Genomic DNA, 24,147 nt, shown 5'->3' with positions numbered 1-24,147 from the left:
GGTCACCCGCATCACTGCGATGCGGGTTCCAGCGTGAAGAAGAAACTTGCTCCGCGTTCCACCTCGGCTTCGGCCCAGATCCGCCCGCCGTGCCTCTGCACGATGCGGTGGACGATGGCCAGACCGATGCCGCTGCCTGAAAACTCACCGACCGAGTGGAGTCGCTGGAAGGGGCCGAAGAGCTTTGTTGCGTATCGCATGTCAAAGCCCGCGCCGTCGTCCTTCACAAAATACACGAGCTCTCGACCATGCTGCAAGCAGCCGATTTCGATGCGGGCGGCGTCGTGGCGGCTGGTGAACTTCCATGCATTGCGCAACAGATTGTCGATCGCGATGCGCAAGAGGTTGGCGTCAGCATACACGCGCATCGACGGCTGGATGAGGAATTCTGCCCTGCGCTCGGGCTCGGTCCGGGCCAGGTCGGCGACCAGTTCCGAGGCCATCGCGCTGAGATCCACAACCTGCCGGTTCATTTCGTTGCGCGTGATGCGGGCGAGGCCGAGCAGGTCGTCGATCAGCCGGTGCATGCGCTGCGTGCCGGCGCGGATGCGCTGCAGGTAGTCGCGGCCGCGTTCGTCGAGTCGGTCAGCGTAATCCTCCTCGATCATTCGCGAGAAACCGTCGATGCCGCGCAGCGGTGCCGCCAGATCGTGCGATACCGAGTAACTGAAGCTTTCCAGTTCGCGCATCGCGGTGACGAGTTCGGCCGTGCGCTCGCGCACGCGCGTTTCCAGCTGCTGGTTCAGCGCCAGGACGCTGCGTTCGGCGTCCTTCTGCGCACGGATGTCCAGACCGGTGCCGAGCAGGTGCGGCAGACCATCCAGGTCGATGCGATACAGGCTGAAGGCGTGCGCAAGATGTTCGCCGCTCGCCGACAGCAGGTCGGCTTCGAAGGTGGCTTCGCGGTGTGTCAGGGCGCGCCGGGCCTGACGCCGCAGCAGCGGGTGGAATTCGGGCGGGAAGAGGTCGAGCGCCGGCTTGCCGATCAGATCAAGGGCGCGGTGACCGGTGACCGCCTGCAGGTTCTCGTTCCAGCGACGCAGCGCGCCGCGTGCGTCGAGCAGGAAGAAGGCGCCGGGCATGCTGCGCACCAGCGCCGCCGAGAAGTTCTCCTCGCGACGTGCGGTGTCGAGCGCACGGCGACGGGCGGTGTCGTCGGAGAAGATCCAGATCGTTTCGCCCGCTTCGCCGGCGTCGCTGGCCAGCTGACGCACCGAAACGTAGGCGTGCAGCGGACTGCCGTCGCGCCGCTGCAGTGTCGTCTCCTGGGCGTAAGGCTGCGGCTTCACGCGCGCAGCGCCTTCGAGCAGGCGCGACAGCTCCATCTCGTCGCGGAAGAAAGGTTCCATCGTCTGCCCGATCAGCGCCCGGCGGTCGTGGCCGAAGATTTCCTGACAGCGCCGGTTGCAGTCGGCGATGCGGTCGTCGCGCACATAGACGATGGCCACCGGCACGTCGTCGAGCAGCGCCTGCTTTTCGGTTACCAGCGTGCGCACCGCCTGTTCGGCCAGCTTGCGCTCGGTGATGTCGGTGATCGAGCCGGAGAAACGCAGCACCTTGCCCACCGTGTTGCGCGTCGCCAGACCGCGGTCGCGCACCCAAAGGTAGTGACCGTCCTCGTGCCGCATGCGGTACTCGATGTCGAACGATTCTCGCCGCAGGAAGTGCTCGTCGATCGCGTGCTGAAGCCGCGACAGGTCGTCCGGATGCACGCGTTCGAGCAGCTGCTCGTGCGTCTGCGGTTGCATCGACTGGGGCAGGCCGAGGATTTCGCTCAGTCGCGGCGACAGGAAGTAGCGGCCGGCGCCGATGTCCCAGTCCCAGGCGCCGTCGAAGGAACCGCGCACCGCGTGGAACAGCCGCGCCTCGCTTTCGCGCAGCGCGTCCAGCGTCATCCGCTCGCGTGTCACGTCCTCTATCGTGCCGGACACGTAGAGCGGCTTGCCGACGGCATCGTGATGGGCGCTCGCGCGCAGCCGGAACCAGCGGTAGGTGCCGTCGCGCACGCGCAGCCGGATCTGGTCGTCGCTGTGCGTCATTTCGCGCCCGAACAGCCGTTCGCGCGCGCGCCGGACGGTGCCGGCGTCGTCCGGGTGGGTGGCGGCGCCCCAGTTGAACTGCTGCGCGAACGAGGCGTCGCCGCCGTAGCCGAGCAGGTCGGGGAAGCGATCGCTGTACCAGATCTGACCGGTCTGCAGATTCCATTCCCACTGCGCTTCGTCGTGCGCGCTGGCCACCCGCGCCAGACGTTCGGCCTCGGCGACGGCGTCGCGACGGCGCTGTTCGAGCGCCGAGCAGGCCGCCTCCAGCGCCTGCGCGAGCTTGCTGAGCGGATGTCCGGCCGGCAGTGCGACACGCCCCACCGGTTCGCCGCGCACCAGCGCCGTCGCCGCCGTCTCGACCGGACCGATGGCAGCGGCGACGCGCCGTCGCTCGGCGGTCCGGGCGCCCCACGCGACCAGCACGCAGAAGACGGCCAGCGCGCAGGCCGGCAGCAGTGTGGTCAGCAGCACCGGCAGCCCGGTGTCGCGCGCGGCGGCGATCGTCAGCGTACCGACCAGCACGTCGTCGACGCGCAGACTGCCCTCGGCGCGCAGCATGAGCGCGCTGTCGTCGGTGACTGAGGGCGGCAGATCGACCAGCAGTTCGCCTTTCGCGTCGCGCAGGCTGGCTTCCGTCAGCAGGCCGCGGTCGTGCGCTTCCGACAGGATGCGACGCAGTTCGGGCGTCTGCCGCGCCTGCAGTGGCGCCATCAGCGTGTGCGCAAGTTCCGCGTGAACGGCCCGCAGATCGCCGCGTGTCGACAGGCTGGCCAGGCCGAGCGAAATCATCAGCACGAAAAAGCCAAGCGCGATCGCCTGCCAGCTCGTGGCGGACAGGCGGTGCGAACGGCGATGCGGTGTAGCGTCGGCCGGAGGCGCTTCGATGCCGCTCATTGCTCCAGATCTTCTGCCCGCAGCAGGAATACGGGAGCAGTGGCCGAGTCGGTGTCGAGCCAGACCAGCGGCAGGTCGGGCAGCGCGGCTTCGGTTTCGGCCTGGTTGCGACCGACCTCGACCAGCAGCAGACCGCCCGGGTTCAGGTGGCGGCCCGCTTCGGCGACGATACGGCGCACGATGTCCATGCCGTCGGCACCGGCGCCGAGCGCCATCTCCGGTTCGCGACGGAATTCGTCCGGCAGCGCGGCCATGGCCGCTTCGGTTACGTAGGGCGGATTGGAAATGATGAGGTCGTAGCGACGGTCGGCCACCGGTTCGAACAGGTCGCCGTGCAGCACTTCGACGCGGTCGCGCAGCGCGTGGTCGTGGATGTTGAGCTGGGCCACCTTGAGCGCGTCGGCCGACAGATCGACGGCATCGACCCGCGCGTCCTGGAAGAAGTGCGCGGCAGCGATCGCCAGGCAGCCGGAACCGGTGCACAGGTCGAGAATGTGCTCAGGTTCGCCCATATCGTCCAGCCACGGCGCGAAGCCGTCCTGCATCAGTTCGAAGATGTGCGAGCGCGGAATGATGACGCGCGGATCGACGCGGAAGCGGAAGGGGCCGAGCCAGGCCTCGCCGGTGATGTAGGCGGCCGGCTCGCGTTCTTCGCAGCGGCGTTCGGTCACGCGCATCAGGCGCTCGCATTCGTCGACCGTCAGTGCGGCGTCGAGGAAGGGTTCCAGGCGATCGAGCGGCAGGTGCAGCGTGTGCAGGACCAGATAGACGGCTTCGTCCCAGGCGTCGACGAAACCCTGGCCGAAGGCGACTTCGGCGGCGCCCATGCGGCTCACGATGTAGCGCACCCAGTCGCGCACCGACATCAGTTCTTCCGGCGGCACCGTTTTCTTCGCGGGTGCCTTGTCGCTGGTCTTGAGCTTCATGCTGTGTTTCCTTGACCGAGCAGCCGGTCGAGCAGGTTTTCGTAGATGCGCGACAGCGGCTCGATATCGGCTACCGCCACGCATTCATTCAGTTTGTGGATGGTGGCGTTGCTCGGGCCGATCTCGACCACCTGGGCGCAGATGTCGGCGATGAAGCGACCGTCCGAGGTGCCACCGGTGGTCGACAGTTCGGTCGTCAGCCCGGTTACGTCGCGGATGGCAGCTTCTGCCGCATCGACCAGCGTGCCGCGCGGCGTGAGGTAGGGCTTGCCGCCCAGTGTCCAGACGATGTCGTGCTCGACGCCGTGCCGGTCGAGTACGTCAATCAGCCGCGCTTTCAGCGATTCCGGCGTGCTGGCGGTCGAGAAGCGGAAGTTGAACAGCACTTCGAGCGTGCCCGGAATGACGTTGGTCGCGCCGGTGCCGCCCTTGATGTTGGAAATCTGCCAGCTGGTCGGCGGGAAGTATTCGTTGCCCTCGTCCCAGCGGATGGCTGCAAGCTCCGCCAGCGCCGGACCGAACATGTGGATCGGGTTCTTCGCCAGATGTGGATAGGCGATATGTCCCTGCACGCCCTTGACCGTGAGCTTGCCCGACAGCGAACCGCGGCGGCCGTTCTTGATCATGTCGCCGAGTTTCGTCACCGAAGTGGGTTCGCCGACCACGCAGTAATCGAGCTTCTCGCCGCGCGCGGCAAGCCGCTCGACCACACGGACGGTACCGTCGATGGCGTCGCCTTCTTCATCGGAGGTGAGCAGGAAGGCGATCGATCCAGCGTGATCGGGCACGCGGGCGACGAAGCGTTCGGTGGACGTGACGAAGGCCGCCAGCGAGGCCTTCATGTCGGCTGCACCGCGTCCGTACAGCATGCCGTCGCGCACGACTGGTTCGAACGGGTCGCTGTTCCACTGATCGAGCGGACCGGTCGGCACCACGTCGGTGTGACCGGCGAAGCAGAACAGCGGGCCGGCGGTGCCGCGGCGGGCCCAAAGATTCGATACGCCGCCGGCGTCGATGCGTTCGAGCGTGAATCCGGCTGCGGCAAGCCGGGTACCTATTGTTTCGAGACAGCCGCCGTCGACCGGCGTGACCGAACGGGTGGAAATGAGCTGCCGGGTGAGCTCAAGGGTTGCTTCTGACATCGGGGAAAATCCGGGGTAGGTCGGGCAGCGCGGTCAGCGGCCGCCCTCGTCGAGGTTGAGCGAGAACTCGGCGAATGAAGCGCCGCTCGGCTCTGTCGATTCGAGGTCGCGCAGTTCCGGGTCGGGCGCATCGACCTTGGGTGCTTCGGTCACGCCGAACTGCGAATTGTTGATGAGCCAGGACAGATTGGTCGGCGAGTCGGAATTCGACAGCGCTTCGTCGAGCGTGATTTCGCCTTCGCGATAGAGGCGGAACAGGTCCTGCTCGAAGGTTTGCGAACCGGGCGCCATGCTGCGCTCCATCGCTTCCTTGACGCTGTTGACCTCGCCGCGCTCGACCAGCTCGGAAATGTAGCGGGTGTTCAGCAGCACTTCGACCGCCGGCATGCGCCGGCCGTCCGGCTTGCGCACCAGGCGCTGCGAAATGATGCCCTTCAGCGTGACCGACAGGTCGAGGAAGAGCAGCGGGCGGCTGTCCAGCGGGAAGAAATTGACGATGCGGTTCAGCGCGTGGTGCGCGTTATTGGCGTGCAGCGTGGCCAGGCAGAGGTGGCCGGTCTGCGCGTAGGCGAGGGCGGCCTGCATCGTTTCGACGTCGCGGATTTCGCCGATCAGGATGCAGTCCGGCGCCTGGCGCATCGCGTTCTTCAGCGCCGGCGCCCAGCCCTCGGTGTCCATGCCGATCTCGCGCTGGTTCACGATCGATTTCTTGTGTTTGAACAGGTACTCGATCGGATCCTCGACCGTCAGGATGTGACCCGACTTGTTGGCGTTGCGATGGTCGATCATCGCTGCCATCGTCGTCGACTTGCCGGAACCGGTGGCGCCGACGACCAGGATGAGCCCGCGCTTCTCCATGATCAGCTCGGTCAGCACCGGCGGCAGGCCCAGCGTGTCGAGCGGCGGAATGTCGCCGAGGATGTAGCGCACCACCATGGCAATGCTGCCGCGCTGCCAGAACATGTTGACCCGGAAGTTGCCGAGGTCGCGCCGGCCAAAGGACAGGTTCAGTTCGCGCGTCTTCTCGAACTTCTGCTGCTGCTCGTCGCTGAGCATTTCGTAGGCCATGCGCTGGATCGTTTCCGGATCCATCACGCGCTGGTTGATCGGCACCGTGGTGCCCTGGATCTTGATCGCGATCGGCGCGCCGGCCGAAATGAAGATGTCGGAGGCGTTCTTGTCCGCCATGACCTGGAACAGCTTGTCGAGAATCACGGCGGGCCTCCGACGGCAGCGACTTCAGTGGATCAGTAAGGGCTCAGGCGCGCAGCAGTTCGTTGATGCTGGTCTTGGCGCGCGTCTGCGCGTCGACCCGCTTCACGATGACCGCGCAGTACAGGCTGTACTTGCCGTCGGCCGACGGCAGGTTGCCGGACACGACGACCGAACCTTCGGGCACCCGGCCGTACATCACCTCACCGGTGGCGCGGTCATAGATCTTGGTGCTCTGGCCGATGTACACGCCCATCGAGATGACGCAGTTGTCCTCGACGATGACGCCTTCGACCACTTCCGAACGGGCGCCGATGAAGCAGTTGTCGCCGATGATGGTCGGGTTGGCCTGCACCGGCTCCAGCACGCCGCCGATGCCGACGCCGCCCGACAGGTGCACGTTCTTGCCGATCTGCGCGCAGGAACCGACGGTGGCCCAGGTGTCGACCATGGTGCCCTCACCGACGTAGGCGCCGATGTTTACGTAGGACGGCATCAGCACCGCGTTCTTCGCGATGAAGGCGCCGCGGCGCACGGTGGCCGGCGGCACGACGCGGAAGCCGCCGGCACGGAAGGCCGCTTCGTCGTAGCCGGCGAACTTCATCGGCACCTTGTCGTAATAGCGCGTTTCGGCGCCGTCCATGACGACATTGTCCTGCATGCGGAAGGACAGCAGCACCGCCTTCTTGATCCACTGGTGGGTGACCCACTCGCCGTCGATGCGCTCGGCGACGCGCAGTGCGCCGCTGTCCAGCTGCGAAAGGACGAAGTCGATGGCTTCGCGCACCTCGGCCGGCGCATTGGTCGGCGAGTACTGGGTGCGGTTTTCGAAGGCGGTTTCGATGATCTGCTGTGCGGCCTGCATGGAGGGTGTCCCGTAAGTTTTATGGTGTGGAGGGTAGTGGCGCCGCGGCTCAGAGCGCGCGGCAGAACTGCACGATGCGTTCGGCGGCTTCGATGCACTCGCCGGCGGGTGCCACCAGCGCGATGCGGACGAAGCCAGCCCCCGGGTTGATGCCGTGGGCGTTGCGGGCAAGGTAGCTGCCCGGCAAAACCGCAACATTATATTCGGCGAGCAGCCGGCGGGCGAATTCGGCGTCGTCGATCGGCGTGCGCGCCCACAGGTAGAAGCTGGCGTCCGGCAGCGGCGAATCCATGACCGAGGCGATCAGCGGCTGCACCGCGTCGAACTTGGCGCGGTACTGGTCGCGGTTGTCGTGCACGTGCGCTTCGTCCTGCCAGGCCGCGATGCTGGCGCGCTGCACCGCCAGCCCCATCGCGCTGCCGTGGTAGGTGCGGTAGAGCAGGAAGCGCTTGAGCAGGCGGGCGTCGCCGGCGACGAAGCCGGAACGCAGGCCCGGCACGTTGGAGCGCTTGGACAGGCTGGAAAACACCACCAGCCGCTCGAATGCGCTGCGGCCGAGCGCCTGTGCGGCCTGCAGGCCGCCGAGCGGCGGGGCTGCCTCGTCGAAATAGATTTCCGAATAGCACTCGTCGGAGGCGATGACGAAGCCGTGGCGGTCGGCCAGTTCGAACAGCGTGCGCCACTCGTCCAGCGTCATCACCTTGCCGCAGGGATTGGCCGGCGAGCACACGTAGACGAGTTGTACGCCGGCCCAGTCCGCCTCCGGGATGCGGTCGAAATTGCAGGCGAAGCGGTCGTCCGGCAGCTGGTTGTAGAAGGCGATCCGGGCGCCGGCCAGCAGGGCCGCGCCTTCGTAGATCTGATAGAAGGGATTGGGCGCCAGCACCTTGGCGTCCGGCCGGCTGGCGTCGATCACGCACTGCGCGAACGAGAACAGCGCCTCACGCGAACCATTCACCGGCAGCACCTGGGTCGCCGCATTCACGGCAGGCAGACCGTAGCGGCGCTGCAGCCAGGCCGCGATACACTCGCGCAGCGCGTCGATGCCGGCCGTGGTCGGATAGACCGCGAGGCCGTCCAGCGCGCCGGTCAGCGCGTCCTTGATCAGCTGCGGCGTGGCATGCTGCGGCTCGCCGATCGACAGGCGCACCAGCGGCAGATCGGCCGGGCCGGTCACGCCGGCGGTCAGTTCCTTCAGTCTTTCAAAGGGATAGGGTTGGAGCAGAGACAGATGGGGCGTGACGGGCAGGGTGTCGTTCAGCATGAAAGTCAGCAGTTTCGGTTCTTGAAGCCGTTGGCGTCGATGGTGGCGCCCGGAAACGCATAAGTATACGTCCCGATGCTCACTTCCCGCCGGCCGTCTTCACGGCTGCTGCCCTCGATCGCGCTGCTCGCCGGCGCCGTCATCTGGGGCCTCATCTGGTACCCCTACCGCGTCATCGACGCCGCCGGCATGGGCGGCGTCACCGCCACCTTCATCACCTACGGCCTTGCCTTCCTGTTCGGTCTGATTCCGCTGTGGCCTGTACTGCGCCGCACCCGGCCCAGTTTCTGGCTGGTCGCGCTGGCGCTGGCGGCGGCCGGCACCAATCTGGGCTATGTGCTGGGCACCCTGGACGGCGTGGTGATGCGCGTGCTGCTGCTGTTCTACCTGTCGCCGCTGTGGACCGTGCTGCTGTCGCGCCTGCTGCTGGGCGAACGGCTGAGCCGGGCCGGCGCCGGTGTGATCGCGCTGTCGCTGGCCGGCGCCTTCGTCATGCTGTGGCGGCCGGAACTGGGCCTGCCCTGGCCGCAGGGCTCGGCCGAGTGGATGGGCCTGGGTGCCGGCGTCTGCTTCGCGCTCGCCAACGTGCTGATCCGCCGCACCGTCCACATCGAGATCGAGCAAAAAGTGATGGCCGTCTTCCTCGGCGTCATCGCCGTCGCGCCCGTCGCCGCCTGGCTGCGCGGCGAAGCCCCGCTGCAGCAGTTCGCCGCCATCGGCGCCGACACCTGGCTGCTGCTGGCGCTGATCGGCGGCGTGCTGCTGCTGGTCAACCTGGTGGTGCAGTACGGCATCACCTTCCTCAGCGCCAACGCCGCGATCGCGCTCTTCCTGTTCGAACTGGTGGTCGCCGCGATTTCGTCCTGGTGGCTGGCGGGTGAGGTGATGGGGCTGAAGGAGTGGATAGGCGGCGCGATGATCATCGCGGCCAGCCTGTTTTCGGGGCATCTGGAGGCGCCGGGTGAGCAGACGGCTCCGGGCGGCGAACCGGTCAGCCTGCACTGATTACCGGCAGCGGGTGCGAGTCAGCCGGGCCAGTTATCGCTGGCAAGCGCATCCTGAGGGTGTCGGGCGCCTGATGGGCCCGGTCCGACACGCGCGCTGCGTTGCCGATGGCGTGGCGGCCCCGGCGGCGGCTCGATCCGCCGCTGCCGGGCAGCCCGCGCTCCTAGAGGTGAAAATCACCCGCCGCCTCCGGCTGGTACAGCACGCGCTCGATCCGGATGCGCCGGGTGCGGTGCGGCGTTCGCCAGTCGATGGCATCGCCCTCGCGATAACCCAGGATGGCGGTGCCGATGCTTGAGCACACCGACAGCTTGCCGTCGCTGCCGTCCGCGTCCTCCGGATAGACCAGGGCCACTTCCATTTCCTCGTCGTCCAGATTCAGCACGGCACGGGAGTTCATCGTGACCACGTCCCGTTTCACCTGTTGCGGCTCGACCACGATGGCGCGTTCGATCTCGTGTTCCAGATCGACCACGTCTGCCTCGTCTTCCAGCGCGATCAGGGTGCGCAGCCGGCTCTGGTCGATCTCGGTGATGTAGATGCCGGACGGATCGTTGGCCGTGTCCTCGCGCAGGCGCTGCAGATAGCGCTCCCAGCTCATGGCGAATGACTTCAGCGTCGGTGTCTCGCTTTCGAGCACGAAGCCGCAGCGCAGGAAGGCCTTCAGCGAGCGCGTGTTGTCCGCGTGAATCCTTGCGATCAGCTTCTCGGCGCGCATGTCGAAGAAGGCGAGCTTCATGCCTTCGCGCAGCGCACTGGCACCCAGCCTGCGGCCCCAGTTTTCGCGGTCTCCGATGACCAGCACGATTTCGCAGTCCGCGCCGTTCTTGACGAGGCGGACGAAGCCCACCGGCCGATCATGCCGGTCGCAAGCCATGAAGAAGCGGCCGCCCTGGTTGAACAGATGGGTCAGGACGGGCAGTTGCACCCGGCTGACGACCTGTTCGATGTGGCGGGAGACATGACGCGAATCGCTCAGGTAGCCGATGACGTTTTCGTCCTCCAGCCAGTCCATCAGATTCAGCGCGTTGGCCCGGGTGATTTCCGGGCACAGAGAAATGAAAGGCTTGCTCATTTTCACCCCATTCGATTTCAAGGATGAAAGCCTTCCATGGTCAGTGCCATGACGGTTCTTTCGACTGAGGCGGCATTTTAAGGCAGTGGGCACGAACGGGCCAGTTCGTGCGCTTCGGCAGACACAGCTTGCCTCAAGCAGAAGGACCGATGCCCGTGCTTTCGCGTCATGCGTGGCGAGGGAGCCGTAAGGTCGCTTTTCACGCGTTCGCAAGAATGCGTGAATTGGTACGGATGTGACAGGTGTTGCACTGCACAAGATACGACTTATGGCCTAGCATGAAATCGTTACCTTCGTGTGGATCGAGCGATGCAACGCGATACCGAAGAAATCTACCCACTCGGCTGCAAGCGCAAGGTGGCGGGCGAGTACCGGGTGCATTACTACGGCTACTGGATCAAGATCTATGAGCCGCCCGCTGACTCGCTGTCGGCGAAGAAGAAGCTGATCGAGGCCTTGACCCGGCGCCTGTTCAACCATGTCGAGCACGGCATCAACATTCCGGGCTCCCGGCTGACCGAAGCACGCGCCGCCTACGATGCCGAGCAGGATCCGGCGCTCAAGCGCGTCAAGGGCGGCATGCTCGCGGGGGCGCTGTTCAACCGTGCGACGGACATTTTCACGAGGCTGGTCGAACTGCAGGCGGCGGGCGTCGAGATCGACAGCGACAACGGCCTGATGCGCGAGTGCGGCCGCTGTCTTCAGGAAGCGCTGGAGCTCGGGCGCTCGGTGCGGCACCGCAGCGGCGAAGAAGGCATCGACGAAATGTGGGGCGAGCCGTTCAAGGCATTTTCGGTGCCGGTCGAGTCGTTCTACGAAAGCCGCTACATCAAGATCGCGCTCACCATGCGCGATATTGACCTGATCGCCGGCGAGCTGTGCGACACCTTCGGCAGTCGCCCGCGCTTCAAGGGGATTTCCGACCTTGTCGTGAGCTTCGCCGATGCAGCCAAGATCAAGACGGAAACCTTGCGCACGGACAAGTCCATCTTCGATGTCTGGGCCAGCTTCGCGGTGTCGGCTGAACAACTGCTCGCCTTCGTGCCGGACGATGCGGACTGTACGGATGCCGAACGGCGCGATCTCGATCTGGGCGTGCGCCTGATCCGTCAGGGCACGGAACTGCTGAGTGACATCACGCGGGCACGGGTGCCGATGCCCAAGAGCACGCGCGACTTCGTCGCGCGCTGCGCCGATTACCGCTTGCGCGCGCCGTCCTGTTGATGCGATCGCCAAGGCAGGCGCGGACGTGATCGCCGCAGCACCGCCGCGAAACCGCCGTCGTGCCCGGTGTGGTGCCCGATCACGCAATGGGCCACAACGGACGCGCTGAAACCGGCCGGCTGCTGCAGGACTGACCGACCGGATCGATGTGCGCGGCATGGCGCCTGCCGACCGGCCGAGCCCACCCGGTCAAAGCCGGAGAGCGGGGGGCGATGCTATCATTCGCGCCAATCCGGCCATTCCCGGCCTCATCTGCCCGATTCTGCCCCTCCCGCCGCCGACCCGTGCGACTGTCCAAGCTCAAACTCGCCGGTTTCAAGACCTTCGTCGATCCGACCACCATCCAGATGCCCGGCCAGCTGGTCGGCGTGGTGGGGCCGAACGGCTGCGGCAAATCCAACATCATCGACGCCGTGCGCTGGGTGCTCGGCGAGTCGCGTGCGTCCGCCTTGCGTGGCGACGCGATGACCGACGTCATTTTCAACGGCTCGGGTACGCGCAAGCCGGTGGGCCGGGCCAGCGTCGAACTGGTGTTCGATAACGCGCAGGGCAGGGCGGCCGGGCAGTGGTCGCAGTACGCCGAAATCGCGGTCAAGCGGGTGCTGGAGCGCGACGGCCAGTCGGATTACTTCATCAACAACACCCGCGTGCGCCGGCGCGACGTGATCGACGTGTTCCTCGGTACCGGCCTGGGCCCGCGCGCCTACGCCATCATCGAGCAGGGCATGATCACCCGCATCATCGAGGCGCGGCCGGAAGAGCTGCGCGCCTTCCTCGAAGAGGCGGCGGGCATCACCAAGTACCGCGAGCGACGCAAGGAAACCCAGGGCCGGCTCGACGACGCGCGCGACAACCTGGTGCGGCTGGACGACATCGTCGGCGAACTGGGCACGCGTATCGAACGACTGCAGAAGCAGGCGGAGATCGCCGCCCGCTACACCGACATGAACCGCCGCCTGTCCGAGCGGCAGGCGCTGCTGTGGGCGATGAAGCAGCGTTCGGCAGCGGCCGAGGCCGACGCGCTGACGCTGGAAGCCGGCCGCATCGAGAACGACATCGAGCGCGAGACCGCGGCGCTGCGCCACCACGAGGCGGCGCTGGAGCGCATCCGCACCGAACATTTCGCCAGTTCCGAGGCGGTGCACGCGGCCCAGGCCGAACTGCTGACCGCCAATGCCGAAGCCAGTCGACTCGAAGACGACCTGAAGCGCGCCGCCGAGAACCGGCACAAGCTTGAAGCGCGCATCGCCCAGCTCGAAGCCGAGGTCGCGAACTGGCGCGCGCGCATCGAGGCGATCGAAACCGACACCGGCCGCTGGACCGAACTGGCTGAGCACGCGGCGCACCGCATCGAACAGGCGGAAGCGCGTCACGAAACGACCAGCGCGCTGCTGCCCGAAGCGGAAGCCGCCTTCCAGGAAGCCGAGCAGCAGGCCAATCTTGCGCGGCGCGAACTGGCCGCGGTCGAGCAGCAGCTCAAGGTCGAGGAAACCCACCGTGCCAACGCCGGCCGCACGCTCAATTCGCTGGCTGGCCGGCGCGAGCGCATCGCGCACGACGAGGCGCAGCTGATCGAGCCAGACCGCGAGGCGCTGGCGCAGGCACAGGACAAGCTCGAATCGCTGCAGATGGCGCAGGAGGCGGCGCAGCAGCGTCTGCAGGCGGCGCAGAACGCGGTGCCGCAACTACAGGCGCAGGTGCGTAACGCGCAGGACGCCGAACGTGCAGCCACGCGGACGCTGACCGAAACGCGCGCCCGTCGCGACGCGCTGGTCGAGCTGCAGCGCAAGACGCAGACCGACGGCAAGCTCGCCCCCTGGCTGACCGCGCTCGGCCTGCAGGACGCGAAGCCGCTTTGGCAGTCGCTGCAGGTCGATGCCGGCTGGGAACTGGCGGTCGAAGCGGTGCTGCGCGAGCGGCTGGGCGCGCTCGAAGCGGCGTCGGCCGATACGCTGGCCTCTGCGTGCGCGGCCGGTGCGGCACCGCAGAACCTGACGCTCGCCCTCCCCGGCAGCGATGCCCGTGCGGACGTCGGCGCCGACAGCCTGCGCCATCGCGTGCGCGCCCACGACGCGCGCTGGGACGCACTGCTCGATCTGTGGCTGGGCCCGGTCGCCGCCGTCGAGTCGCTCGATTTCAGTGTTGGCGGCCTGCGCGTGGACCGGGAAGGCCGTGTCGCGCAGGGCGCCTCGCTGACGCTGTACGCGCCGGACGCACGTACGCACGGCGTGCTCGAACGCGCGCGCGACATCGACCGTCTCGCCGAGGAGATCGAACTCGCCGACGCCCAGCTTGCCGAATCGCGCGAGGCGCTGCGCGAAGCCGAGGCGGCGCTGGCCGGCGCACACGAGGAACAGGCCGCGGCGCGGCGCGAACAGCAGTCGCTGACGCAGGCCGCGCACAGCGCCCAGGTCGAGCAGATCAAGCTGGCGCAGGCGGTGTCGCGTTTCGACGAGCAGAAAGCTGCGCTGGCGCGCGATCGCGCCGAAGTCGATCAGGCTGAGCAGACCGAGCGCGCGCACCTGGAACGTGCCGATGCCGAGATCGAGCGCGCGCGCGAACTGATCGAGGTGCAGCGCATGCGGCTCGACGCCGCGACCGAGGCGCAGAAGAACGCCGACAGCCAGTTGCGCGAGGCGCGTTTCGCCGATCAGGCGGCGGCGCGCGAACTGCAGGAGGCGAATTTCTCGCAGCGCGAATGCACGAGTCGCCTGACCGATCTGGCGAACAACCTCGCGGTGGCGAGGACCCAGCTCGAAAATGCCGAACTGGAGCGCGCACTGCGCAGCGACGAATTCGCGCAGATCGACGAAGGCAGCATAGACAGCCGGCTGCAGCAGGTGCTGGACAACCGCCGGGCGCGCGAACAGGTGCTGGCCACCTGCCGCGACGCGCAGGAAGTGCTGGCCGCCCAGCTGCGCGAACTTGAATCGCAGCGCGCCAACACAGAACACCTGCTGGCGCCGGCGCGCGAGCGGCTGGCCGAACTGAAGCTGAAGCAGCAGGCGGCCGCGCTGAATGCCGAACAGTACGCGCAGCGACTGGGCGAGATCGAATTGCCAGAGGGACGGCTCGATGCGCTGCTCGCCGAGGGCGAGGCGGAGAAGGTGCGCGAGGGCGCACTGACGGCCGAAATCAGCCGCCTGACGCGGGAAATCGCCGCACTCGGCGCGGTGAACCTCGCCGCGCTGGAAGAGCTGGCGCAGGCGAATGAGCGCAAGGGTTATCTAGACGCGCAGTCGACCGATCTGCGTGACGCCATCGCCACGCTGGAAGACGCCATCCGGCGCATGGACCGCGACACGCGCGCCCTGCTCAAGGAGACGTATGATCGCGTCAATACCGAGTTCGGCCGCATCTTTCCGGAACTGTTCGGCGGCGGTGAGGCCCGACTGGTCATGACCGGCGACGAGATCCTCGACGCCGGCCTGCAGGTGTTCGCGCAGCCGCCGGGCAAGCGCAATGCGTCGATCCAGCTGCTGTCCGGCGGCGAGAAGGCGCTGACCGCGACGGCGCTGGTGTTTGCCTTCTTCCAGCTCAATCCGGCACCGTTCTGCATGCTGGACGAGGTCGATGCACCGCTGGACGACACGAATACCGAACGCTTCTGCGAAATGGTGAAGCGCATGTCCGCTTCGACGCAGTTCGTGTTCATCAGTCACAACAAGATCACGATGGAAATGGCGCAACAGCTGGTCGGCGTCACCATGCAGGAGCGCGGCTGTTCGCGCGTGGTCGAGGTCGATATGGAAGCGGCGCTGAAGCTGCGCGACGAAGCGCTCAGCGTCTGAACGGATAAAGGGATACGGATTCATGCAACTGACTGAACTGCAGATGGGGCTGATCGCGCTCGGCGTGGTCGGTGTCGGCGCCGTGATCGGCTACAACCTGTGGCAGGAAAGACGCCACCGCCGCACCGCCGAGCGCGCGCTCGGCGACGCCCAGCCCGACGTGCTGATCGATCCGCTGCACCAGCCGTCGCGCCGCGTCGAACCGACGCTGGATTTCGACCTGGGCAGCGACCTCGCAAGCGACACGCCGGTCGGGCCGGCGATCGATCTGCCGACCGACGAGCCGCTGAGCGCCGCGGCTGACGACACCGTGCAGCTTGCCCCGCAGCGCGAGCCGGTGCTCAAGGCGGCGCCGGCAGACGACGCGCCGGCGTGGGCCGATGCCAAGGTCGAAGAAGTCATCGTCGTCGAACTGGAAGCGCCGATTGCGGCGACCGAATTCCAGCGCGCCTGGAGCGAGCTGACGCGCCAGGTCGACACCGGCCTGCGCCTGCGCGGCCGCGACGACCAGGCCGGCCGCTGGCTTGAATTGACGCCGGATACCGCCGGCAATCTGTCGCGCATCGAAATGGCGGTGCAGCTCGCCGATCGCCGCGGCCCGCTCGGCGAGGCGTCGCTGTCGGCGTTGGCGCACGCGCTGCAGGCCGTCGCCGACCGCTTCCTCGCCGTCGTGCATTTTCCGGACGCACGAGAACTGCTGGCGCGTGCGCGTGAGCTGGACAGTTTCGCCGCGTCCGTCGACGTGCAGATCGGCCTCAACCTGGTGGCCGGTGAGCACCCGATTTCCGGCACCAAGCTGCGCGGTCTGGCCGAAGCGCAGGGCTTCGCGCTCGATAACGGCCTGTTCCGCGCGCGCGACGATGCCGGCGCGACGATCTACACGCTGGGCAACCTCGATGCCGCCGAGTTCATCGCCGAAACGATGAAGAACCTGCAGACGCCGGGCGTGACGCTGCTGCTCGACGTGCCCACGGTCGCCGACGGCGCACGCAACTTCGACCGCATGGTCACCCTGGCCGAACAGTTCGCGCACGCGCTCGGCGCCCGCGTGGTCGATGACAACCGGCAGCCGCTGTCGCCGGCTTCGCTTGGCGTGATCCGCGGCAAGATCGCCGAATTCCAGACCCGCATGACGCAGTTCGGCGTCGCCCCGGGCAGTGCGTCGGCGCGCCGCCTGTTCAGCTGATGGACGCGGCTGTCCTTGCGCGCGCGGCCGAGCTGCGCGCGCAGATCGCCCGTCACGACCGCCTCTACTACGAACTCGACGAACCGGAAATTCCGGACGCGGAATACGACCGCCTGTTCCGCGAACTGCAGGCGCTGGAAGCCGAATACCCGGCGCTGCGCACCGCCGATTCGCCGACGCAGCGCGTCGGCGGCAAGCCGCTCGACAGCTTCGCGCCGGTGCGCCACGTCGTGCCCATGCTGTCCATCCGCACAGAAACCGATACCGAGGCAAGCGGCGCGCTGAATTTTGACGCCCGTGTGCGGCGCGAGTTGGGGCTGGGGGCGCTGAGCGAGGACGCGCCGCCGGTCGAATATGCCGCCGAACTGAAGTTCGACGGCCTCGCCATCAATCTGCGCTATGAAAATGGCGTGCTGGTGCTCGCCGCCACGCGCGGCGACGGCGAGACCGGCGAGGACGTGACGCAGAACGTGCGCACCATCCGCGATGTGCCGCTGGCGCTGACGCCGCTTCCGACCACGAGTCAGCCCTCGCTGTTCGACGCGCCCGGCCTGCCCGAGGTGCTGGAGGTGCGCGGCGAGGTCTACATGCGGCGCGATGATTTCGAGGCCTTCAACGCGCGTGCCATTGAGGCCGGCGAAAAGACGCTGGTGAACGCGCGCAACGGTGCGGCCGGCAGCATCCGTCAGCTCGACCCTGCCATCGCGGCGAAGAGGCCCTTGTCCTTCTATGCCTACGGCCTCGGCGAAGTGCGCGGGTGGACCTTGCCCGACACCCACGCCGGCGTGCTCGACGCGCTGTCCGCGTTCGGCCTGCCGGTCAGCGAGCACCGCGCGGTGTGCAGCGGTGGCGAGGCGCTGGCCGCCTTCCACGCGCGCATCGCCGAAGCGCGGCCCACGTTGCCCTTCGACATCGACGGCGTGGTCTACAAGGTGAACAGCCTGGCGCTGCAGGCGAAGATGGGTTTCGTCACCCGCGAACCGCGCTGGGCGGTAGCGCACAAATACCCGGCGCAGGAAGCGCTCACCACGGTGCAGGACATCGAGGTGCAGGTCGGACGCACCGGCAAGCTCACGCCGGTGGCGCGGCTGGCGCCGGTGTTCGTCGGTGGCGTGACCGTGACCAACGCGACGCTGCACAACGAGTCCGAAATCCGCCGCAAGGACGTGCATGTCGGCGACACCGTCATCGTGCGCCGGGCCGGCGACGTGATTCCGGAAGTCGTGTCGGTGCTGTCGGACAGACGGCCGGCAGATGCGCGGGCATTCTCCATGCCCAGCCACTGTCCGGTCTGCGGTTCGGACGTGGTGCGTGAAGAAGGCGAGGTCGATCATCGCTGCACCGGCGGGCTGTACTGTTCGGCGCAGCGCAAGCAGGCGCTGCTGCATTTCGCGCAGCGTCGCGCGATGGACATCGAAGGACTGGGTGACAAGCTGGTCGAGCAACTGGTGGATGGCGGACTGATCCGCAGCCTGCCTGACCTTTACCGGCTGGGTGTGCTCAAGCTGGCCGAACTGGATCGCATGGCGGTGAAGTCGGCGGAGAACCTGGTGACCGCACTGGAACAGTCCAAGCGCACCACGCTGGGGCGATTCCTGTTCGGTCTGGGCATCCGCCACGTCGGCGAGGCGACCGCCAAGGATCTGGCACGCCACCTCGGCAGCATGGACCGCATCATGGACGCTTCGGTCGAGGAACTGGCCCAGGTGCCGGACGTCGGTCCGGTGGTCGCGGCCAGCATCCACACCTTCTTCGCGCAGCCGCACAACCGCGAGGTGGTCGAGCAGCTGCGCGCCTGCGGCATCGCCTGGGTAGAGGGCGAAGCACAGGTGGCGAGCGGCCCGCTGGTCGGCAAGACCGTGGTGCTGACCGGCACGCTGCCCACGCTTTCGCGCGATCAGGCCAAGGACTTGCTTGAGGCTGCGGGTGCGAAAGTGGCCGGCAGCGTGTCGAAAAAGACCGATTTCGTGGTGGCTGGCACGGACGCCGGTTCCAAGCTCACAAAAGCGCAAGAACTGGGCATTAATATTCTCGATGAATCCGGGCTCATGTCGATGCTCGAGAAAAGGGAGCCATAGAACGATGAAATCCGTACGCAAAGCAGTCTTTCCCGTCGCCGGTCTGGGCAGCCGTTTCCTGCCCGCCACCAAGGCCAACCCGAAGGAAATGCTGCCGGTGGTCGACAAGCCGCTGATCCAGTACGCCGTCGAAGAAGCCGTGGCCGCCGGCTGCACCGACCTCATCTTCATCACCGGTCGCACCAAGCGCTCGATCGCCGACCATTTCGACAAGGCCTACGAGCTCGAGCACGAACTCGAGATGAAGAAGAAGCATGACCTGCTGGCGCTGTGCAACACGGTGCCCAAGCATGTGAACTGCATCTACATCCGCCAGTCGGAACCGCTTGGCCTGGGCCACGCCGTGCTGTGCGCGGCGCCGGTCGTCGGTGACGAGCCGTTCGCCGTGCTGCTGGCCGACGACCTGATCGACGGCGAGCCGCCCATCCTGAAACAGATGACGGACATCTTCGACCGCTTCGGTCGCTCCATCCTCGGCGTGCAGCAGGTGCCGCGCAGCCAGACCGGCAGCTACGGCATCGTCAGCACCGACGCCGACGTCGGCGGCCTGTATGGCGTGACCGGCATCGTCGAGAAGCCGAAGCCCGAAGTGGCGCCGTCCACGCTGGCGGTGGTCGGCCGCTACGTGCTGACGCCGCGCATTTTCGATCACCTGCGCGCGATCACGCCGGGCGCTGGCGGCGAACTGCAGCTGACTGACGCCATCGCCGCGCTGCTGAAGGAAGAGGCGGTGCTGGCCTATCCGTTCAAGGGCACCCGTTACGACTGCGGCTCCAAGCTGGGCTATCTGCAGGCCACCGTCGCGCTGGCGCGCAAGCATCCGGAAGTCGGTGCGGCATTCACCGCCTGGATGGACGCGCAGGAAGTGTCGCGCGAAGAGATTTCGCGCGAAGCCGACGCAGCGTGAGTCGCCTGGCCGACACGCAGGCACTGCTTGAAGGTGCCGACCTGATCTGTTCTGCTGCCGAAGTCGAGGCGGCGGTCGATCGGGTCGCGCAGGAGATCACGGCGGCGGTCGGCGACAGCTATCCGCTGCTGCTGTCGGTGATGGGCGGCGCGGTGGTATTTACCGGCAACCTGCTGCCCAAGCTCGCCTTTCCGCTGGACTTCGACTATCTGCACGTCACCCGCTATGGCGACGAGACCTCGGGCGGCGAACTGCGCTGGATCAACGAGCCGCGCACGCCGCTGGTCGGGCGCACCGTGCTCGTGCTCGACGACATCCTCGACGAGGGCATCACGCTGGCGGCGATCCGCCAGCACATCCTGTCCAAGGGCGCGACGCGCTGCCTGACCGCGGTGTTCTCGGACAAGCAGATCGGTCGCGCCAAGCCGATCACCGCCGACTTCACCGGGCTGCAACTGCCCAACCGCTACGTGTTCGGCTACGGCATGGACGTGCGCGGTGCGTGGCGCAATCTGCCGGCCATCTACGCGCTGAAGGACTAGGGCGTGACGGACGCCGGAACCGATGCGCTGCCGGTCTTCCTCGACATCGAGGCGTCCGGCTTCGGTGCCGGCAGCTATCCAATAGAAGTCGGCTGCGTGCTGCCGGACGGGCGCACGCTGTGCTGCCTGGTGCGTCCGCCGGAGCAGTGGCGGCACTGGGATGCCAGCGCGGAATCCATCCACCACATCACGCGTGACGTGCTGATGCAGCACGGTCTGCCGGTCGAGGAAGTCGTATGCCGGCTGGACGAGGCGCTGCGCGGACGCGAGGTCTACAGCGACGCCTGGGGTAACGACTACGCGTGGCTGTCGCGCCTCTACGACGAGGCGGATCGCGTGCCGCGCTTTCATCTTCGCAGCCTGCGCGAACTGCTGAACGAAGACCAGGCGGCGCGCTGGCATGGGGTCAAGCAGGCGGTGGCGGAAGAGCTGCACACCACGCGCCATCGCGCCAGCAACGACGCGCGCGTGCTGCAGACCACCTACGCCAGGCTGCGCGCGCAGGCGGCGATCGAGCGCCGCACCTGAAGCCGCTCGCTGATCGATGCACAAATGAAAAGAGCGCCCATGGGCGCTCTTTTCATTTCATTCGACGCTGCCCGGAGATCAGGCTTCGTCGCGCGAGGCACGCTTGCGCTCGTGTTCCTTCAGGTGACGCTTGCGCAGGCGGATGTTCTTCGGCGTGATTTCGACCAGCTCATCGTCGGCGATGAATTCGATCGCCGATTCCAGCGTCAGCGCGATCGGCGGAATCAGGCGCACGGCTTCGTCGGTGCCCGAGGCGCGCACGTTCGTGAGCTGCTTGCCCTTGATCGGGTTCACCACCAGATCGTTGTCGCGCGAGTGGATGCCGATGATCATGCCTTCGTACAGCACATCGCCCGGATTGACGAACATGCGGCCGCGGTCCTGAAGGTTCCACAGCGCGTAGGCGACTGCTTCGCCGTCGTTCTGCGAAATCAGCACGCCGTTGCGACGTTCCGACATCGCGCCGGCCATCGGGCCGTAGTCGTCGAACACGTGGCTGGCCAGACCGGTGCCGCGGGTCAGCGTCAGGAATTCGCCCTGGAAGCCGATCAGGCCGCGCGCCGGAATGCGGTACTCGATACGCACGCGGCCCTTGCCATCCGGCTGCATGTCCTGCATTTCACCGCGGCGACGGCCCAGTTCTTCCATCACGCCGCCCTGATGGGTTTCCTCGACGTCGACGGTGAGCATTTCGTACGGCTCGCACTTCACGCCGTCGATTTCCTTGAACACGACGCGCGGACGGCCGACCGCCAGCTCGTAGCCTTCGCGGCGCATATTTTCCAGCAGGATGGTCAGGTGCAGTTCGCCGCGGCCCGACACCAGGAACACGTCGGAGTCGTCGGTGTACTCGACGCGCAGAGCCACGTTCTTCAGCAGTTCCTTCTCCAGGCGCTCGCGGATCTGGCGGCTGGTGACGAACTTGCCCTCACGACCGGCCAGCGGCGAGGCGTTCACCATGAAGTTCATCGTCAGCGTCGGCTCGTCGACCGCGATCGGCTTCATTGGCTCCGGCGATTCCGGGTCACAGATGGTGACGCCGATGCCGACCTGTTCGATGCCGGACACCAGCACGATGTCGCCGGCGCTGGCCGATTCGGCCTGCGTACGGTCGAGACCCTTGAAGGTGAGCACCTGGCCGACCTTGGCCTTGCCGCGGCTTTCGTCGCCGTAATAGACGACCACTTCCTGGTTCGGCTTGATGCGGCCACGCTTGATGCGCCCGATGCCGAGCTGACCGATGTAGGTCGAGTAGTCGAGCGAACAGATCTGCAGCTGCAGCGGCGCGTCTTCATCGACTTCCGGCTGCGGCACGTGCTTCAGGATGGTTTCGAACAGCGGGCGCATGTCGGTGCCCGGCTTGTCGGCGTCCAGCATGGCGAAGCCGTTCAGCGCCGAGGCGAACACGACCGGGAAGTCGAGCTGTTCGTCGGTGGCACCCAGCTTGTCGAACAGATCGAAGGTGTGGTTGATCACCCAGTCCGGACGGGCGCCCGGGCGGTCGATCTTGTTCACCACGACGATGGGCTTCAGGCCGAGAGCCAGCGCCTTGCGCGTGACGAAGCGGGTCTGCGGCATCGGGCCTTCGACGGCGTCGACCAGCAGCAGCACGGAATCGACCATCGACAGCACGCGCTCGACCTCGCCGCCGAAGTCGGCGTGGCCCGGGGTGTCGACGATGTTGATGTGCGTGCCTTCGTACTCGATCGCGCAGTTCTTCGCGAGAATCGTGATGCCGCGTTCTTTTTCGATATCGCCGGAATCCATGACCCGCTCGGACACCTGCTGGTGCGATGCGAAGGTGCCGGATTGGCGCAGCAGCTGGTCAACCAGCGTGGTCTTGCCATGATCGACGTGCGCGATGATGGCGATGTTGCGTATGGAGCGGGACATGGGAATGGTGCGGCGCAAAAGATAAACACGCGAGTTTAGCACGCCAAGGTCGCAAGACGTCAGGTGCCCGGACGGAGGGCGTCCCGGCTGCTAGACTCGTCGGCCATCCAATCAGGAGTTCCGGAACGATGCTGGCCATCATTGGCGGAAGCGGGCTGACCCAGCTTGCCAACCTCGACGTCACGCGGCGCGAGGTCGTGCGTACACCTTACGGCGAACCGTCCGGTCCGCTCACCTTCGGCCGCCTCGGTGGTCACGAACTGGTGTTCATCGCGCGCCACGGCTACGGCCATACGATTCCGCCGCACCGCGTCAATTACCGCGCGAACATCTCCGCACTGAAGAGCGTCGGCGTGGACAAGGTCGTATCGGTGGCCTCGGTGGGCGGCATCCGCGCCGACCTTGCACCGGGCAGCCTGGTCGTGCCGGATCAGATCATCGACTACACCTGGGGGCGCCACTCCACCTTCTTTGACGGCCACGACGGACAGGTGAAGCATGTCGACTTCACCGAACCCTACGACAGTGCCTTGCGTGCCCGTCTGCTCGCTGCCGCGGCGCTGGCCGGCGAGGCGGTGATCGACGGCGCCGTCTATGCGGCCACTCAGGGACCGCGTCTCGAAACCGCGGCCGAGATCAACCGCTTCGAGCGCGACGGCGCCGACGTCGTCGGCATGACCGGCATGCCGGAAGCAGTTCTGGCGCGCGAAGCGGGTCTGGCTTACGCGGCGCTCAACGTGGTGGTGAATCACGCGGCCGGTCGTGGCGATTCCGCGCACGGCATCCAGATGTCGGCCATCGAAGCCATGCTGCAGGAGGCGATGATGCGCGTACGTCACCTGCTCGAACGTTTGTGTCAGGAAGGGGTGTGCCCGTGATCCGCGACATCCTGCGCATGGGCGACCCGCGCCTGCTGCGCGTTTCGCGGCCGGTCGAGCGTTTCGACACGGCCGAGCTCGACGCGCTGGTGACCGACCTGATGGACACCATGCAGGCCGCCAACGGCGCCGGTCTCGCGGCACCGCAGATCGGCGTTGATCTGCGCGTCGTCATCTTCGGCGGCTCGCCGTCCGTGCGCTATCCGGACGCGCCGGTCGTGCCCTTCACCGTGCTGGTCAATCCGGTGCTGACGCCGCTCGGCCACGACATGGAGGAGGGCTGGGAGGGCTGTCTGTCGGTGCCCGGCCTGCGCGGCGTCGTGCCGCGCTACAGCCGGCTGCACTACAGCGGCTTCGATCCGGAGGGCAAGCCCATCTCTCGCGAGGCGGAAGGCTTTCACGCACGCGTCGTGCAGCACGAATGCGACCACCTGGACGGCATCCTCTACCCGATGCGGGTGCGTGACTTCAGCCGCTTCGGCTACACCGACGTGCTGTTCCCGGGCGTCGAGGATGGTGACGACTGACGGGGACTGAGCGCGCGCCGCGGTTGAGAACCGAGAAGGCTTCTTGCCCCGGCATGAGCCGATATCTAGGTCTGCAGACGGCCGCCGCTGCGTCGCGGCCAAGACCGCTCCCACAGGGGATGCGCCCGACCCACGGTCCGAGCCCGGGCCGGGGTTCTGCGGGGGGTC

Annotated in this window: 18 protein-coding genes; 10 read left to right on the top strand and 8 right to left on the bottom strand. The window is 66.8% G+C overall.

Annotation, left to right across the window (positions count from 1 at the left end; all coding sequences use genetic code 11):
* Positions 1-11: 11 nt before the first annotated feature.
* From METRZ18153_RS0110945 to dapC, 6 genes are read right to left on the bottom strand one after another with little or no spacing between them, the layout of a single operon-like run.
* Entirely contained in the window at positions 12-2,936 is a 2,925-nt protein-coding gene (locus tag METRZ18153_RS0110945; protein WP_020164782.1) for a PAS domain-containing sensor histidine kinase, read from the bottom strand.
* The gene (prmB, locus tag METRZ18153_RS0110940; protein ID WP_020164781.1) at positions 2,933-3,862 is read right to left on the bottom strand and encodes a 50S ribosomal protein L3 N(5)-glutamine methyltransferase; all 930 of its coding nucleotides are present in this window, start codon (positions 3,860-3,862) and stop codon (positions 2,933-2,935) included. Before prmB ends, METRZ18153_RS0110945 begins: the two co-directional genes overlap by 4 nt.
* Positions 3,859-5,004 carry a succinyl-diaminopimelate desuccinylase gene (dapE, locus tag METRZ18153_RS0110935; RefSeq protein ID WP_020164780.1) on the bottom strand — a complete coding sequence of 382 codons (1,146 nt, stop codon included), beginning with the start codon at positions 5,002-5,004 and terminating at the stop codon, positions 3,859-3,861. The genes prmB and dapE overlap by 4 nt, the downstream gene beginning before the upstream one ends.
* Before the next feature lie 33 nt (positions 5,005-5,037).
* Complete coding sequence (locus tag METRZ18153_RS0110930) at positions 5,038-6,219, bottom strand: PilT/PilU family type 4a pilus ATPase (protein WP_020164779.1); 1,182 nt, start codon at positions 6,217-6,219, stop codon at positions 5,038-5,040.
* 43 nt (positions 6,220-6,262) lie between these two features.
* The gene (gene dapD, locus METRZ18153_RS0110925) at positions 6,263-7,081 is read right to left on the bottom strand and encodes a 2,3,4,5-tetrahydropyridine-2,6-dicarboxylate N-succinyltransferase (protein WP_019918184.1); all 819 of its coding nucleotides are present in this window, start codon (positions 7,079-7,081) and stop codon (positions 6,263-6,265) included.
* A gap of 49 nt (positions 7,082-7,130) precedes the next feature.
* A complete protein-coding gene (dapC, locus tag METRZ18153_RS0110920) occupies positions 7,131-8,345 on the bottom strand; it encodes a succinyldiaminopimelate transaminase (protein WP_020164778.1) in 1,215 nt (404 codons plus the stop codon).
* Between the two features lie 75 nt (positions 8,346-8,420).
* On the opposite strand from dapC, the gene METRZ18153_RS0110915 reads away from it, so the two are divergent.
* Positions 8,421-9,350 (top strand): DMT family transporter, encoded by a 930-nt coding sequence (locus METRZ18153_RS0110915; protein WP_020164777.1) that lies wholly within the window; start codon positions 8,421-8,423, stop codon positions 9,348-9,350.
* Positions 9,351-9,513: 163 nt separating this feature from the next.
* Here METRZ18153_RS0110915 and METRZ18153_RS0110910 read toward each other — a convergent pair whose 3' ends face one another.
* The gene (locus METRZ18153_RS0110910; RefSeq protein WP_020164776.1) at positions 9,514-10,425 is read right to left on the bottom strand and encodes a bifunctional GNAT family N-acetyltransferase/nucleoside diphosphate kinase regulator; all 912 of its coding nucleotides are present in this window, start codon (positions 10,423-10,425) and stop codon (positions 9,514-9,516) included.
* A 309-nt stretch (positions 10,426-10,734) separates the two neighbouring features.
* Here METRZ18153_RS0110910 and METRZ18153_RS0110905 point away from each other — a divergent pair, with 309 nt between their 5' ends.
* The 7 genes from METRZ18153_RS0110905 to METRZ18153_RS0110875 all read left to right on the top strand — a co-directional run bounded on the left by METRZ18153_RS0110905 (position 10,735) and on the right by METRZ18153_RS0110875 (position 20,681).
* Complete coding sequence (locus METRZ18153_RS0110905; protein ID WP_020164775.1) at positions 10,735-11,649, top strand: hypothetical protein; 915 nt, start codon at positions 10,735-10,737, stop codon at positions 11,647-11,649.
* A 284-nt stretch (positions 11,650-11,933) separates the two neighbouring features.
* Positions 11,934-15,440 (top strand): chromosome segregation protein SMC, encoded by a 3,507-nt coding sequence (gene smc / locus METRZ18153_RS0110900; RefSeq protein ID WP_020164774.1) that lies wholly within the window; start codon positions 11,934-11,936, stop codon positions 15,438-15,440.
* 22 nt (positions 15,441-15,462) lie between these two features.
* A complete protein-coding gene (locus tag METRZ18153_RS0110895) occupies positions 15,463-16,626 on the top strand; it encodes a cell division protein ZipA C-terminal FtsZ-binding domain-containing protein (RefSeq protein ID WP_020164773.1) in 1,164 nt (387 codons plus the stop codon).
* Positions 16,626-18,704, top strand: a complete 2,079-nt coding sequence (gene ligA, locus METRZ18153_RS0110890) for an NAD-dependent DNA ligase LigA (protein WP_020164772.1) — start codon at positions 16,626-16,628, stop codon at positions 18,702-18,704. Before METRZ18153_RS0110895 ends, ligA begins: the two co-directional genes overlap by 1 nt.
* Positions 18,705-18,708: 4 nt before the next feature.
* Complete coding sequence (gene galU, locus METRZ18153_RS0110885) at positions 18,709-19,611, top strand: UTP--glucose-1-phosphate uridylyltransferase GalU (protein ID WP_020164771.1); 903 nt, start codon at positions 18,709-18,711, stop codon at positions 19,609-19,611.
* On the top strand, positions 19,608-20,153 hold the full coding sequence (locus tag METRZ18153_RS0110880) for a hypoxanthine-guanine phosphoribosyltransferase (RefSeq protein WP_020164770.1): 546 nt from the start codon (positions 19,608-19,610) through the stop codon (positions 20,151-20,153). The genes galU and METRZ18153_RS0110880 overlap by 4 nt, the downstream gene beginning before the upstream one ends.
* Positions 20,154-20,156: 3 nt before the next feature.
* The gene (locus METRZ18153_RS0110875; protein ID WP_020164769.1) at positions 20,157-20,681 is read left to right on the top strand and encodes a 3'-5' exonuclease; all 525 of its coding nucleotides are present in this window, start codon (positions 20,157-20,159) and stop codon (positions 20,679-20,681) included.
* A gap of 78 nt (positions 20,682-20,759) precedes the next feature.
* Here METRZ18153_RS0110875 and typA read toward each other — a convergent pair whose 3' ends face one another.
* Positions 20,760-22,574, bottom strand: coding sequence for a translational GTPase TypA (typA, locus tag METRZ18153_RS0110870; RefSeq protein ID WP_020164768.1), 1,815 nt, complete (start codon positions 22,572-22,574; stop codon positions 20,760-20,762).
* Positions 22,575-22,702: 128 nt separating this feature from the next.
* On the opposite strand from typA, the gene METRZ18153_RS0110865 reads away from it, so the two are divergent.
* Positions 22,703-23,452: an S-methyl-5'-thioinosine phosphorylase gene (locus METRZ18153_RS0110865; protein WP_020164767.1), complete on the top strand. Its 750-nt coding sequence runs from the start codon at positions 22,703-22,705 to the stop codon at positions 23,450-23,452.
* Positions 23,449-23,979 (top strand): peptide deformylase, encoded by a 531-nt coding sequence (gene def, locus METRZ18153_RS0110860; RefSeq protein WP_029143700.1) that lies wholly within the window; start codon positions 23,449-23,451, stop codon positions 23,977-23,979. Before METRZ18153_RS0110865 ends, def begins: the two co-directional genes overlap by 4 nt.
* Positions 23,980-24,147: the final 168 nt, after the last annotated feature.

The organism is Methyloversatilis discipulorum (genome assembly GCF_000385375.1).
GTDB classification, from domain to species: domain Bacteria; phylum Pseudomonadota; class Gammaproteobacteria; order Burkholderiales; family Rhodocyclaceae; genus Methyloversatilis; species Methyloversatilis discipulorum_A.
This window is presented reverse-complemented; position numbering and strand designations above follow the sequence as displayed.